Below are 12850 nucleotides of genomic sequence, written 5' to 3' on the forward strand. Positions count from 1 at the left end.
AGTCCGGTGCGGTCGTGGCCATTGTCCGCCGGGCGGGGCGGAACCGGCGGTCGGTCGGTCAGAGGTTCTTGCCGGCCTGCAACTGGGACAGGACCTGCTTGACGCTGTTGATCGGGATGGCGAAGCCGAGGCCGACGCTGCCGCCCTCGGAACCGCCGGTGGAGCCGGAGCCGGCGGCCGAGTACATCGCCGAGTTGAGGCCGATCACCTGCCCGGCGGCGTTGATCAGCGGGCCGCCGGAGTTGCCGGGGTTGAGCGCGGCGTCGGTCTGCAGGGCCCGGTAGGTGGCGGTGTCGCCGGCCGAGGCGCTGGCGGAGCCGCGCTGCCCGGGCAGGTTCGGGACGCCGAAGCCGCCGTTGCCGCTGGTGGTGCCCTCGTCGACCTGGACGGTGACCTGCCGGTCCTTGGCCGAGACGATGCCGGAGGTGACGGTGCCGGTCAGGCCCTCGGGGTTGCCGATGGCGACCACCTGGTCGCCGACGGCGGCGCTGTCGGAGTCGCCGAGGACGGCGGTGGTCAGGCCGCTGACGCCGGCGGCGGTGATCACGGCGGTGTCGAGGGACTTGTCGGTGCCGGTGACGGTCGCGGTGGCGGTCCTCCCGTCCTGGAAGGTGACGGTGGCCCGGCCGCCCTGCACCGCGCCCGCGACGACGTGGTAGTTGGTGAGGATCTGGCCGTCGGAGCTGAGCACCACGCCGGTGCCGGTGGCGGTGCCGCTGCCGGTTTTGACGGTGATCTGGACGACGGCGGGGGAGACCGCAGCGGCGATCGCCGAGACGTTCGCGGAGCCGTCCGCGTTGGCGGACACCGGCCGGACCAGGGTGGAGCCCGCACGGGTGGAGCCGCTCCGGTCGGCGGCGAGCACGCCGCCGGTGACGCCGCCGAGCAGCGCGGCGGCCGCCGCGACGGCGGTGGCCAGGGCGAGCCGGCTCCTGAGCAGTCCGCGCCGGGCCCGGTGGCCGGTGCCGGGCCCGGGCGGCAGCGCGGGGTACGCGGAGTACGCGGGGAGGACCGGCGGGGCCGGGTACCCGGCGTACGGGTCGGTGGTCGCGGGCGGCTGCGGCGGGTTCCAGCCCGCGCCGCCGTCCTGGGGGTGGGGCTCGTGGGTGCTGCGGTGCTGGTCGCTCATGACGACCACGGTCCGCGCGTTTCATGAAGGGCGGATGAGAGGGCGGTACAGGTTCCCCGAGAAGCGCGTCAGGTTCTCATAAAGCCTGGTCAGGCCGGAGATCAGGCCGTCGGGCCGCCGCAGCCGCAGGAACGCCGGACGACCAGGCGCGACGGGAACTTGCGGACCCGTTCGGTGTCGCTGCCGGGCACCATCAGCGAGTCGTCGAGGACCAGGTCGACGGCGGCCCGGGCCATCGCGTCCCGGTCCGAGGCGACGGTGGTCAGCGGCGGGGAGGCGAACGCGGCCTCCGGGATGTCGTCGAAGCCCGCCACCGCGAGGTCCTCGGGGACCCGCAGGCCGAGCTCGGTGGCGGCCCGCAGCACGCCGATCGCCTGGTCGTCGGTGGAGCAGAAGATCGCCGACGGCCGCCGGTCGGAGCCGAGCAGCTCCAGCGCGACCTGGTAGGCGCCGTAGCGGTGGAACGGGGCGTCGACCAGGTACGGCTCAGTGGGCAGGCCGTGCGCGGTCATCGCCAGCTCCCAGCCGGCCACGTGGTCGATCACGGGGTCGCCGGGCGCGGGCGACTCGACCGGGCCGCCGAAGCAGGCCACGTACGGGTGGCCGTGCTCCTCCAGCAGGTGGCGGACGACCAGTTCGGAGCCGCCGACGTCGTCGGTGACCACGGCCACGTCGTCGATCGCCTCGGGGCGGCGGTGCAGCAGCACCACCTTGGCGCCCTCCATGGCGGCGAACTCCTCGGCGGCCCGCTGCGAGGGGCCCTGGCTGACCAGGATCAGGCCGGAGACCCGCATGCCGAGGAAGGCGCGGACGTAGTGCACCTCGCGGTCGTCCACGTAGTCGGAGTTGCCGATCAGCACCAGCTTGCCGCGCTCGGAGGCGGCCCGTTCGACGGCGTGCGCCATCTCCGCGAAGAACGGCTGCCGGGCGTCCGGGACGACCATGCCGATCAGGTTGGTGCGCCGGGAGGCCATCGCCTGGGCGACCGAGTTGGGGCGGTACCCCAGCTGCTCGATCGCGGCGAGCACCTTCTCCCGGGTGGCCGGGGCGACCGGCCGGGGACCGTTGTTGATCACATAGCTGACGACCGCGGTCGAGGTCCCAGCCAGTCGGGCTACATCGTCGCGCGTCACCTTGGCCACGGGGCGAGTCTACGCGGGTCGTTCGCCGCTGCGGGGCCGGGTGACACCTGGTGGGACGGCGGTTTCGGGACCGATCCGGGCAAAGCCGGGCGAGAGTTCCCGCCCGGCCGCGCCTCAGTGCTCGCGGCCCGCGCCGGCCCGGTTCGGCTCGGCCCGCTCGCCGCCCTTCTCGGGCCGCTCCGGCACCACGAAGCGGTAGCCGACGTTGCGCACGGTGCCGATCAACTGCTCGTTCTCGACGCCGAGTTTGGCCCGCAGCCGACGGACGTGGACGTCCACGGTGCGGGTGCCGCCGAAGTAGTCGTAGCCCCACACCTCCTGGAGCAGCTGGGCCCGGGTGAAGACCCGCCCGGGGTGCTGGGCCAGGTACTTGAGCAGCTCGAACTCCTTGAAGGTGAGGTCGAGGACGCGGCCCTTGAGCTTGGCGGAGTAGGTGGCCTCGTCGACGGTGAGGTCGCCGTTGCGGATCTCCATCGGCGAGTCGTCGGTGGCGGCGTTCAGCCGGCCCAGCGCCAGCCGCAGCCGGGCCTCGACCTCGGCCGGCCCGGCGGTGTCGAGCAGCACGTCGTCGACGCCCCACTCGGCGGTGACGGCGGCCAGGCCGCCCTCGGTGACCACCAGGATCAGCGGGCTGCCGATGCCGGTGGAGCGCAGCAGCTGGCACAGGCTGCGGATCTGCGGCAGGTCGCGGCGGCCGTCGACCAGGATCACGTCGGCACTGGGGGTGTCGACCAGGGCGGACCCCTCGGCGGGGGCCACCCGGACGCTGTGCAGGAGCAGCCCGAGGGCGGGCAGCACCTCTGCGGAGGGTTGCAGGGCGTTGGTCAGCAGGAGCAGAGAACTCATACCCGGTTAGTCCCCTTTCCGGGTTGTCGCGGTCGCGGCCGCCGAGGGGACGGCGGCCGCGGAACGGGGGTGGGGAACGCCGACAGCTCCGGCGGAGGCGTCGGCGGACGGGGCGGCGGTGGCTCGTCCGGGGTCCCGCAACCCCGGACGTCCCGCTGGTGCCTCGCCCATCGGCGTACCCTCCGGTCTGTCCCGCTCCGGGACCGCACCTCGTCGTGCGGCCGGCGGCGGGGGCCGTTCCGGCGGACGGCGCGGGTGGGGCACCGTTCGCAAGAACGTCCGTACTGGCGTCCTGAAAGCACAAAAGGACCCGGGGGCGACTCTGCCCGGGTCCCTCACAGTCACCGAGGATAGCCGACCGCTCCCGGCCTGGGGAGAGGCGCGACCGGGGCGCGCGCCGTCCGGGACGTGAGGTGCGTCATCCGGCCGGGCGGTTCCGGGCCCGCGGTTCGCTTGCCCCGGGGCGGGGGCGGCGGGCGATGATGGGGGCCGCACCGGCCGCACCGCACGTGCTGCGCGTGTACACCCGGTCCTCCCGGCCCGGGTGGGCCGACCGGCACCGGGCCGGCCGCCGCACCGGGCGAGGACCGTCGAGAGGGGTTGCCGTGAGCGCGACCGCCGATGCCCGCACCGTCGCCGGTTCACCCGCCCGGGTGAGCGGGACGATCCGCTACTGGGCCGCCGCGAAGGCCGCGGCCGGCCGGGCCGAGGACCCGTACCTGGCCGGCACGCTGGCCGAGGCGCTGGCGGCGGTGCGCGCCGAGCACGCCGGCCGGCCGGAGCTGCTGCGCCTGCTGGAGGTGTGCTCGTTCCTGGTGGACGGCGACCCGGTGGGCGCCCGCCCGCACGCCGGGGTGCCGCTGTCCGCGGGCGGTTCGGTGGAGGTGCTGCCGCCGTTCGCCGGCGGCTGATCGCGGGTTCCGGCCCCAGGAACCGGGGCATGCGTGTGATCGTCCTATGTCCGAAGGGCCGTCCGACGGCGGGGGGTTGCGGACCGAGCGTTCCAGGGGGAGTGCGATGCATGGCGCGGTGAAGCTGCTGATCGGCCTCGGCGTGGTGGGCGGCCTGCTGGTCGGCGCCGACCGGGTGGCGGTCGGTCTCGCGGAGGACCAGGCCGCGGACGCGGTGGTCTCCTCCGGCTGGCTCGCCACCAAGCCGGACGTGGACATCGCCGACTTCCCCTTCCTGACCTCCGCGGTGGCGGGCGAACTGGACAAGGTCACGCTCACCTCGGACGGGATGACCGTGACGGACGGCAAGGAGCGGGTGACGGTGCACGCCTTCCGCGCCGACCTGGCGGACGTGAAGTTCACCGACTCCTACCGCGGCGTGACGGTCGGGCGCGGCGGCGGGCAGGGCGTGGTCGACTACAAGGACGTCTCGAAGTTCCTGGTCGGCGGCGGACTGATCGGCCTGGAGTACGCCGGCCCGGGCATGGTGAAGGCCGCGATGCCGGGCGGCTCGATCGAGGGCAAGCTGCACAGCGAGGGCAACGAGGTGGTCGTGGACGGCCTCCAACTGACCGGCATGGCCTCGAAGTTGAACGGGCTGGCGGCCGACCGGCTGAAGCCCCAGCGGTTCCGGCTGACCGGCCTGCCGAACGGCCTCGCGCTGGCCGAGGCCGTCCCGGAGCAGGGCGGCGTCCGGCTCCGCTTCACCCTCGCCCCCGGCACCGCGCTGGGGCACTGACCCCGCCGGTCGCCCGGCCGGAGCCCGGCCACCGCCCCGCTGCCGTTCCGTCCGCTGGGCGAGACGCGCTGTCCAGCACGATCACCGGAACGCCCCGGAACACCCGCCGGCCCGCTCCCCGCCCGGGGAGCGGGCCGCTCGGCGTGCGGGCGAAAACCGGTAAATCCCAGTATTCGAGTGATCGAGTCTCACTATTCGACACGATGATGACAGCGCCCCCACCGGTTCCCTAGCATCGTCGTCATGAAGCGACAGGCGGACCTCACGAAGCGGCGGGCGGTAGACCACTGCCGCGTGTCGAGCTGCCTGTGTCGAATGCGCTGACCGGACGGCCCTGACCGCAGTCCCGGCACGTCCGCCCCGCTCCGGCGCCCTGAACCGGCGGCGATCGATCGCCCCGGTGCGCCGCAGGCGGCGAACCCACACCTCTCGTTCCACCCCGGCCACCGCCGCACCCACGCCCGTCCCAGCATGCGGACAGGTGTGCGGACGCGCGGCCCGGGCGCCCTCCCCGCAGCCTTCCGCCAACCGCCCCCGGATGGAGACACCACCATGAGCCGCAGCGACGTCCTGGTCGACGCCGACTGGGTCCAGGCCCACCTGGACGACCCGAAGGTCGTCATCGTCGAGGTCGACGAAGACACCGCCGCCTACGACAAGAACCACATCCGCAACGCGGTCCGGATCGACTGGAAGAAGGACCTCCAGGACCCGGTCCGCCGCGACTTCATCGACCAGGCCGGCTTCGAGGCGCTGCTGTCCGCCAAGGGCATCGCCAACGACGACACCGTGGTGCTCTACGGCGGCAACAACAACTGGTTCGCGTCCTACGCCTACTGGTACTTCAAGCTGTACGGCCACGGCGACGTCCGCCTGCTGGACGGCGGCCGCAAGAAGTGGGAGCTCGACTCCCGCGAGCTGGTCGTCGAGCAGCCCGAGCGGGCCGCCACCCAGTACACCGCGCAGCCGGCCGACTCCTCGATCCGCGCCTTCCGCGACGACGTGGTCAACGCGATCGGCACCCTGAACCTGGTCGACGTCCGCTCGCCCGACGAGTTCTCCGGCAAGCTGCTCGCCCCGGCCCACCTCCCGCAGGAGCAGTCGCAGCGCCCGGGCCACGTCCCGTCCGCGAAGAACATCCCGTGGGCGAAGAACGCCAACGACGACGGCACCTTCAAGAGCGACGACGAGCTCAAGGCGCTGTACGAGGCCGAGGGCGTCGACCTGGCCACCGACACCATCGCGTACTGCCGGATCGGCGAGCGCTCCGCGCTCACCTGGTTCGTGCTGCACGAGCTGCTGGGCCAGGAGAACGTCAAGAACTACGACGGTTCGTGGACCGAGTACGGCAGCCTGGTCGGCGTGCCGATCGAGCTCGGCAGCTGAGCCCCGGCTCGCACGACAGCAAGGAAGAGGGAGACAGACATGTGCGGTGCGAAGGCCGGCGGCCCGGACCTGGCAGGAGTTGACGTGGCGAACGAGACGATCATCCAGGGTTCGGTGACCCGCAACGACGAGCCGGTCAACGGCTACGTGCGGCTGCTGGACGAGAACGGCGAGTTCACGGCCGAGGTCCCGACCTCGGCGACCGGGCAGTTCCGGTTCTTCGCCCGCCCGGGCAAGTGGACGCTGCGGGCCCTGGTGCCCGGCGCCACCGTCGACCGCCAGGTGGTGGCCGCCCAGGGCGAGTTCACCGAGGTCGCGATCGCGGTCTGAGGACCGCGGCGAGCAGCGTGACGAGGGGCCCGGACGTCTTCTGACGTCCGGGCCCCTCGCCGTACCCTGGGAGGGTGCAGGCACACCGACGGCACGTGCGCTACTTCGTGATGATGGGCAGCTGCCTGGCGCTGTTCGTCCTCGCCTGGGGCGTGGTGCGGTTCTGGTCGGTCGGCGCGGCCATCGGCATGTGCGTGGTCGCCATGGTGATCCCGCCGGTCGCCGCCGTCCTCGCCAACAAGCGGGACCGCGACGACGACTGGTGGAACGACCCGCGCTGGGAGGACCCGCACTGGGACGACCCCGGCCACGACCGGGACGCCCCGGACCACGAGGCCCCGCCCGACCGTCAGTAGACGAGCGCCTTGGCGCCGTCCGCCATCACCTCGGACAGGAACACCTGCGCCCCGGCGATCCGCACGCCCTCCAGCACGTCGGCCTGCGCGATGTCCCGGCGCGCCGCGCACTGGGTGCACAGGGTCACCGACCCGGCCGCCAGCACCGCCGCCAGCAGGTCGGGCAGCGGTGCGGAGTGCGGCAGCTCGAACTCGGCGGCCCGCCCCGGCAGCGCGAACCAGGCCGACTCCCCGGTCAGCCAGAGCGAGACCTCGACCCCGCTGGCGACCGCGACCGAGGCGACCGTGAAGGCCTGCGAGCAGCGTTCCGGCGCGTCCGCCCCGGCGGTGACCTTGATGACCAGCTTCTTCGACATGCCCCAGAGACTACGGGCGGGCGGGGTGCCCGATAGACTCGCGCCGTACCACAGCCCGTCGAACCCGCCCCTGGGAGAGCACCGTGTCCGGTCTTGAGATCTTCTTCGACAGCCTGCTGGCTCTGATGGCCGTGCTGATCACCTGGTTCGCCGTCTTCTCCGTCATGAAGCTCTACCAGGGCCAGCGCTGACGACTGCCGTACGGTTGATCCGGTAACCGTCCGACGACACGAGTCAGGGCCATGATCGAGATTCCTTCCGACCTCCACCGCGACGTCGTCCCGCTCGCCTTCCTCCTCGGCACCTGGGAGGGCGCGGGCGTCCATGACTTCCCGGGTTCGGAGAAGTGCAACTTCGGCCAGGAGCTGGTCTTCCGGCACGACGGCCGTCCCTTCCTGGAGTTCCGCTCGCGCACCTGGGTGCTCGACGAGCAGGGCGAGAAGGTCCGGCCGCTGGAGACCGAGCACGGCTTCTGGCGCGTCACCAGCAACCAGCACGGCGCCGGCGGCGAGCGCGAGATCGAGGTCTCCTCGGTCCGCGACGACGGCACCGTGGAGATCTGGTACGGCAAGCTGCACGACGGCAAGCCGCAGATCGACCTGGCCACCGACGCGGTCGCCCGGATCGAGGGCGCGGACCCCTACACCGGCGGCAAGCGCCTGTACGGCCTGGTCAAGGACGAGCTGCTCTGGGTCGGTGAGAAGGCCGCCCCCGAGGTGCCGCTGCGGCCGTACATGTCCGCGCAGTTGAAGAAGGTGCTGAACCCGGCGCAGCTGATCAGCGACATCAACGACCTGCCGGACGACGGGATCGCGTTCTTCCGCTGAGCCGCGGGTTCGCACGGGGTAGGGGCCGACCGGGCGGTCGGTCCCTACACTTGTCGGCACGACCTCTCACCGGGCAGGGACACACGTGGCGAACAGCGAGACCACCGACTGGAAGGCCGACCTCCGCGAGCGCGGCTACCGGCTGACCCCGCAGCGCCAGCTGGTGCTGGAGGCCGTCGACGTGCTCGACCACGCGACCCCGGACGAGATCCTCGGCCAGGTCCGGAAGACCGCCAGCGGCGTCAACATCTCCACCGTCTACCGGACGCTGGAGCTGCTGGAGGAGCTCGGCCTGGTCTCGCACGCCCACCTCGGGCACGGCGCCCCGACCTACCACCTGGCGGGCCGGCACACCCACCTGCACCTGGTCTGCCGGGACTGCGACCAGGTCACCGAGACCGACACCGGGATCGCCGCCCCGCTGATCGAGAGCCTGCGCGCCCAGCACGGCTTCGACACCGACCTCAAGCACTTCGCCATCTTCGGCCGCTGCGCCGACTGCACCGCGAAGCTGGCCGACGGGCGGTCGTAAGCTTGCCGGTATGAAGAGCCCGCTGCTTGCGCTGCCCGGTGCCGTCGCCGCCGAAGGTCCCGACGAGGGGGTCGCCGCGCACTACGGCGACCTGTTCCGCGAACAGCGGGCGCTGGCCGGCGGGCGGGGGTACACCGACCTCTCGCACCGCGGCGTGGTCACGGTGACCGGCCCGGACCGGCTGAGCTGGCTGCACCTGCTGCTCACCCAGCACGTCAGCGAACTGCCGCCGCAGCGGGCCACCGAGGCGCTGGTGCTGTCCGCGAACGGACACGTGGAGCACGCGCTCTACCTGGTCGACGACGGCACCACCACCTGGGCGCACGTGGAGCCGGGCACCGCGCCCGCGCTGGTGAAGTACCTGGAAGCGATGAAGTTCTGGAACCGCGTCGAGGTCGCCGACGCCACCGAGCAGTACGCCGTGGTCTTCCTGCCGGCCGGCTCCACCGCCGGGGCCGACGGGGCCGCCGCGGTGCGCGAACTCCCGTGGGGTCGCGACCTGTTCCTGCCGCGCGCCGAACTCGCCGCCGCGGTCGCCGACTTCGGTCCGCCCGCGGGCGTCTGGGCGTACGAGGCGCTGCGGATCGAGGGACACCGGCCGCGGCTCGGCTTCGAGACCGACCACCGCACCATCCCGCACGAGGTGGACTGGCTGGGCAGCGCGGTGCACCTGCAGAAGGGCTGCTACCGCGGCCAGGAGACGGTCGCCCGGGTGCACAACCTGGGCCGCCCGCCGCGCCGGCTGGTCTTCCTGCACCTGGACGGCACCGAGGAGAAGCTGCCCGCGCACGGCGCCGAGGTCCGGGTCGAGGGCCAGGAGCGGCCGGTCGGCTTCGTCACCTCCGCCGCCCGGCACCACGAGCTCGGCCCGATCGCGCTGGCCCTGGTGAAGCGCAACACCCCGGTCGACGCGGTGCTGCTGGCCGACGGCGTCCCCGCCGGGCAGGACGTGATCGTTCCCGCTTGAGAACGGATCAGACCTCCAGCAGGACGGTGAACGGCCCGTCGTTCACCAGCGACACCTGCATGTCGGCGCCGAACCGCCCGGTCTCCACCTTGGCGCCCAGCGTGCGCAGTTCGGCCACCACGGCGTCCACCAGCGGTTCGGCGACCGGGCCGGGCGCGGCGGCGTTCCAGGTGGGGCGGCGGCCCTTGCGGGCGTCGCCGTAGAGGGTGAACTGGCTGATCACCAGCAGCGGGGCGCCCAGTTCGGAGCAGGACTGCTCGGGGCTGCCCGGGAACAGCCGCAGCGTCCAGAGCTTGCGGGCCAGTTGGGCGGCCTGCTCGGGGGTGTCCTGGTGGGTGACGCCGACCAGGACGCACAGGCCCGGGCCCTCGATCGCGCCGACCGTCCCGCCGTCCACCGTCACGGTCGCCCCGGCGACCCGCTGCACCACTGCTCGCATGCCGCCCATTGTGCCGGTACCGCCACCCAGGGGGCGCACAGCCTCCACCCGCACGCCGGGGTCGCGCGTGCAGCGCCCCGATTCGTGCAGGTGAGCCCGTGGCGCGGATTCTTCGTACTAGCCAGGGGTGTTCGCCAGGGGGCCGTTCGGGTACTCGGGCGTGCGGGGCCGGGGCCCGGAGTGGCACGCTGTCCGACGGCCCGGGGGACCGGGCCCCGAGGGGGGCGTCCGCCGTCCCGGCGAACCGCGTCACCCGCACGAGTGGCGTCGCCCGCCCGGGGGAACCCTGGGTGGCGGGCGGCCCGTATCGAACAGCGGGCACTGGTACTACGGCAGGTGGTCGGATTGATGGACGTGAGCGCGGTCGACGGGCTGGCCGGCCTGGCCCTGGAGGAACTGCGGGTGCTGCGCAGGGACGCCCTGGAGCAGGAGGCGGACCTCTCCTACCTGCGCCGCCTGCTGCACGGCCGGATGGACATCCTGCGGGCCGAACTGCAGCGCCGCGAGGTCCCGCTGGCCGAGGCCGGCGAGGAGCGGGCCGCCCTGCTGGACCGGCTGCCGGCGATCCTCGCCGACGCCCCCTCGGCCAACCGCCGTCCGGCCCGGCACCTGACCCTCGGCCCGCCGCGCGGCGAGCGCTACCGGCGGGAGGCGGACGCGCTGATGGGCGACGTCCAGCTGGCCGACCTGGCCGCGCACCCCACCGCCGACCTGCTGGCCGCGATCGAGCGCCTGGACGAGCACCAGCGCGAGGTCTCCGGCCGCCGGAGCGCCCTGCAGCGCACCGCCGACGACTGCGGGGCGGAGATCACCCGCAGGTACCGTGAGGGGGAGGCCCGGGTCGACGACCTGCTCGGCGGAGGCTGAGCGGGACGGCGGCGGCCGGGGCCCGACCACCCTCACCGCACGCCCTTCACGCCCTGGAGTCCCACCCGTGTCGCAGTCCGCCCCGCCCGCCCTCGCCGAGGTCATACGCTCCGGCTTCACCGAGGGCCGCCACCGCGGCTCACTGGTCCTGCTCGACGCCGACGGCGCCGTCGAGTTCGCCCTCGGCGACCCCGAGCAGCCGGTCTTCCCGCGCTCCACGGCCAAGCCCTTCCAGGCGGTGGCCACCCTGCGGGCCGGCCTCGACCTGCGCGGCGAGCAGCTCGCGCTGGCCGCCTCCAGCCACTCCGCCGAACCGTTCCACCGCGCCGCGGTCCGCAAGGTGCTGTCCGACGCCGGACTCACCGAGGCCGCCCTGCGCACCCCCGCCGACCTGCCGCTGGACGAGGTCGAGGCGGAGGAGCTGCTGCGGTCTGGCGGGCAGCGCGCCCCGATCCTGATGGACTGCTCCGGCAAGCACGCCGGCTGGCTGGCCGCCTCCGCCGCCAACGGCTGGGACCTGGCCGGCTACCTCGACCCGGCCCACCCGATCCAGCTGCTGGCCCGCACCGCGCTGGAGGAGGCCACCGGCGAGCGGGCCGCCCACCTCGGCACCGACGGCTGCGGCGCCCCGCTGCTGGCCGTCTCGCTGACCGGCCTGGCCCGCGGCTTCCGCGCCCTGGTGCTGGCCGCACCCGGCACCGAGCAGCGCCGGGTCGCCGACGCGATGCGCGCCCACCCCGAGTACGTGGCCGGCACCCGCCGGGCCGACACCTGGCTGATGCGGGCGGTGCCCGGCGCGCTGTCCAAGATGGGCGCCGAGGCCGTCCAGGCGGTCGCGCTGGCCGACGGCCGGGCCCTCGCCTTCAAGATCGAGGACGGCGCGGAGCGCGCCCGCGGCCCGGTGCTGGCCGCCGCGCTGCGCCGGCTGGGCGTCCAGGACCCGGTGCTGGACCGGATCGCCGCCGCCCCGCTGCTCGGCGGCGGCCTGCCGGTCGGCGAGGTCCGCGCGGCGTTCTGACGCTCCGTCGGACGGCGCCGGGATGCCCGGGGCGGGACTTCGGTGCACCGTGGACGGCGGGGGAGCCACCCGTCGCCGCAGCAGGGAGAGACCGCCATGACCGACCACACCTACCGGGTCACCGAGATCGTCGGGTCCTCGCACGAGGGCGTGGACGCCGCCATCCGCAACGGCATCGCCCGGGCCAACCGGACACTGCGCAACCTGGACTGGTTCGAGGTGGTCCAGGTCCGCGGCCACATCAAGGACGGCGAGATCGAGCACTACCAGGTCGGCCTCAAGGTCGGCTTCCGGCTCGACGACAACGACGGCGTCTGACCGCCGGTCCGCACCGGGAACGTGCGAGGGGCGGGAGTCCGGACCGGACTCCCGCCCCTCGCACGGGTGCTGCGGGCCGCCCCGGAGGGCGCGCGGGCTCAGTGGCCGCCCTGCTCCTCCAAGCGCTTGATCGAAGCGGTGATCTCCGCCTCGGCCTCGGCCCGGCCGACCCAGTCGGCGCCCTGGACGGACTTGCCGGGCTCCAGGTCCTTGTAGACCTCGAAGAAGTGCTGGATCTCCAGGCGGTCGAACTCCGACACGTCCTGGATGTCCTGCAGGTGCGACCAGCGCGGGTCGGTGGCCGGGACGCAGAGCAGCTTGTCGTCGCCGCCCGCCTCGTCGGTCATGTGGAACATGCCGATGGCGCGGCACTTGATCAGGCAGCCCGGGAAGGTCGGCTCCTCCAGGATGACCAGCGCGTCCAGCGGGTCGCCGTCGTCCGCGAGGGTGCCCTCGACGTAGCCGTAGTCGGCCGGGTAGCGGGTCGAGGTGAAGAGCATGCGGTCCAGGCGGAGGCGACCGGTCTCATGGTCGACCTCGTACTTGTTGCGCGAGCCCTTCGGGATCTCGATCAGGACGTCGAACTCCAACGCTTCCTCCAAGGGTGGGGACTGACAGAATCCAAGTGTCTCCTACGGCGGGGTGTGC

General features: G+C 73.4%; 17 protein-coding genes. 11 read left to right on the plus strand and 6 right to left on the minus strand.

The window, feature by feature from the left end; genetic code table 11:
- Positions 1-58 precede the first annotated feature (58 nt).
- The 3 genes from ACIOHG_RS21865 to ACIOHG_RS21875 form a co-directional block, all read right to left on the minus strand.
- Positions 59-1129: a S1C family serine protease gene (locus tag ACIOHG_RS21865; protein WP_400953128.1), complete on the minus strand. Its 1071-nt coding sequence runs from the start codon at positions 1127-1129 to the stop codon at positions 59-61.
- Between the two features lie 101 nt (positions 1130-1230).
- Positions 1231-2271 (minus strand): LacI family DNA-binding transcriptional regulator, encoded by a 1041-nt coding sequence (locus ACIOHG_RS21870; protein ID WP_400953130.1) that lies wholly within the window; start codon positions 2269-2271, stop codon positions 1231-1233.
- Between the two features lie 114 nt (positions 2272-2385).
- Entirely contained in the window at positions 2386-3117 is a 732-nt protein-coding gene (locus ACIOHG_RS21875) for a response regulator transcription factor (RefSeq protein WP_400953132.1), read from the minus strand.
- A gap of 665 nt (positions 3118-3782) precedes the next feature.
- On the opposite strand from ACIOHG_RS21875, the gene ACIOHG_RS21880 reads away from it, so the two are divergent.
- The 5 genes from ACIOHG_RS21880 (at position 3783) to ACIOHG_RS21900 (ending at position 6878) form a co-directional block, all read left to right on the plus strand.
- Positions 3783-4028, plus strand: a complete 246-nt coding sequence (locus ACIOHG_RS21880) for a MoaD/ThiS family protein (protein ID WP_400953382.1) — start codon at positions 3783-3785, stop codon at positions 4026-4028.
- Between the two features lie 106 nt (positions 4029-4134).
- Positions 4135-4806: a DUF2993 domain-containing protein gene (locus tag ACIOHG_RS21885; RefSeq protein WP_400953134.1), complete on the plus strand. Its 672-nt coding sequence runs from the start codon at positions 4135-4137 to the stop codon at positions 4804-4806.
- Between the two features lie 552 nt (positions 4807-5358).
- Complete coding sequence (locus tag ACIOHG_RS21890; RefSeq protein ID WP_400953136.1) at positions 5359-6192, plus strand: sulfurtransferase; 834 nt, start codon at positions 5359-5361, stop codon at positions 6190-6192.
- A gap of 39 nt (positions 6193-6231) precedes the next feature.
- Positions 6232-6522 (plus strand): DUF1416 domain-containing protein, encoded by a 291-nt coding sequence (locus ACIOHG_RS21895; RefSeq protein ID WP_030458165.1) that lies wholly within the window; start codon positions 6232-6234, stop codon positions 6520-6522.
- A gap of 74 nt (positions 6523-6596) precedes the next feature.
- Positions 6597-6878, plus strand: coding sequence for a DUF3099 domain-containing protein (locus ACIOHG_RS21900; RefSeq protein WP_400953137.1), 282 nt, complete (start codon positions 6597-6599; stop codon positions 6876-6878).
- Here the strand turns inward: ACIOHG_RS21900 and ACIOHG_RS21905 are convergent.
- Positions 6872-7234: a DsrE family protein gene (locus ACIOHG_RS21905; protein WP_400953139.1), complete on the minus strand. Its 363-nt coding sequence runs from the start codon at positions 7232-7234 to the stop codon at positions 6872-6874. The two genes, ACIOHG_RS21900 and ACIOHG_RS21905, sit on opposite strands and share 7 nt — an antisense overlap.
- A 242-nt stretch (positions 7235-7476) precedes the next feature.
- Between ACIOHG_RS21905 and ACIOHG_RS21910 the strand changes: the two genes are divergently transcribed.
- The 3 genes from ACIOHG_RS21910 (at position 7477) to ACIOHG_RS21920 (ending at position 9560) form a co-directional block, all read left to right on the plus strand.
- Entirely contained in the window at positions 7477-8061 is a 585-nt protein-coding gene (locus tag ACIOHG_RS21910) for an FABP family protein (RefSeq protein WP_400953141.1), read from the plus strand.
- A gap of 85 nt (positions 8062-8146) precedes the next feature.
- Entirely contained in the window at positions 8147-8593 is a 447-nt protein-coding gene (locus ACIOHG_RS21915; RefSeq protein ID WP_400953143.1) for a Fur family transcriptional regulator, read from the plus strand.
- A 10-nt stretch (positions 8594-8603) separates the two neighbouring features.
- A complete protein-coding gene (locus ACIOHG_RS21920) occupies positions 8604-9560 on the plus strand; it encodes a YgfZ/GcvT domain-containing protein (RefSeq protein ID WP_400953145.1) in 957 nt (318 codons plus the stop codon).
- 7 nt (positions 9561-9567) lie between these two features.
- On the opposite strand, the gene dtd is transcribed toward ACIOHG_RS21920, so the two are convergent.
- Positions 9568-9999 carry a D-aminoacyl-tRNA deacylase gene (gene dtd, locus ACIOHG_RS21925; RefSeq protein ID WP_400953147.1) on the minus strand — a complete coding sequence of 144 codons (432 nt, stop codon included), beginning with the start codon at positions 9997-9999 and terminating at the stop codon, positions 9568-9570.
- Between the two features lie 348 nt (positions 10000-10347).
- Here dtd and ACIOHG_RS21930 point away from each other — a divergent pair, with 348 nt between their 5' ends.
- The 3 genes from ACIOHG_RS21930 (at position 10348) to ACIOHG_RS21940 (ending at position 12202) form a co-directional block, all read left to right on the plus strand.
- Complete coding sequence (locus ACIOHG_RS21930; RefSeq protein ID WP_400953149.1) at positions 10348-10866, plus strand: ABC transporter substrate-binding protein; 519 nt, start codon at positions 10348-10350, stop codon at positions 10864-10866.
- Between the two features lie 67 nt (positions 10867-10933).
- Complete coding sequence (locus tag ACIOHG_RS21935; RefSeq protein WP_400953151.1) at positions 10934-11884, plus strand: asparaginase; 951 nt, start codon at positions 10934-10936, stop codon at positions 11882-11884.
- A gap of 96 nt (positions 11885-11980) precedes the next feature.
- A complete protein-coding gene (locus ACIOHG_RS21940) occupies positions 11981-12202 on the plus strand; it encodes a dodecin (RefSeq protein ID WP_400953153.1) in 222 nt (73 codons plus the stop codon).
- A gap of 98 nt (positions 12203-12300) precedes the next feature.
- Here ACIOHG_RS21940 and ACIOHG_RS21945 read toward each other — a convergent pair whose 3' ends face one another.
- The gene (locus ACIOHG_RS21945) at positions 12301-12792 is read right to left on the minus strand and encodes an inorganic diphosphatase (protein WP_400715226.1); all 492 of its coding nucleotides are present in this window, start codon (positions 12790-12792) and stop codon (positions 12301-12303) included.
- Positions 12793-12850 lie beyond the last annotated feature (58 nt).

It is taken from the genome of Kitasatospora sp. NPDC088134 (genome assembly GCF_044741705.1).
GTDB lineage: Bacteria > Actinomycetota > Actinomycetes > Streptomycetales > Streptomycetaceae > Kitasatospora.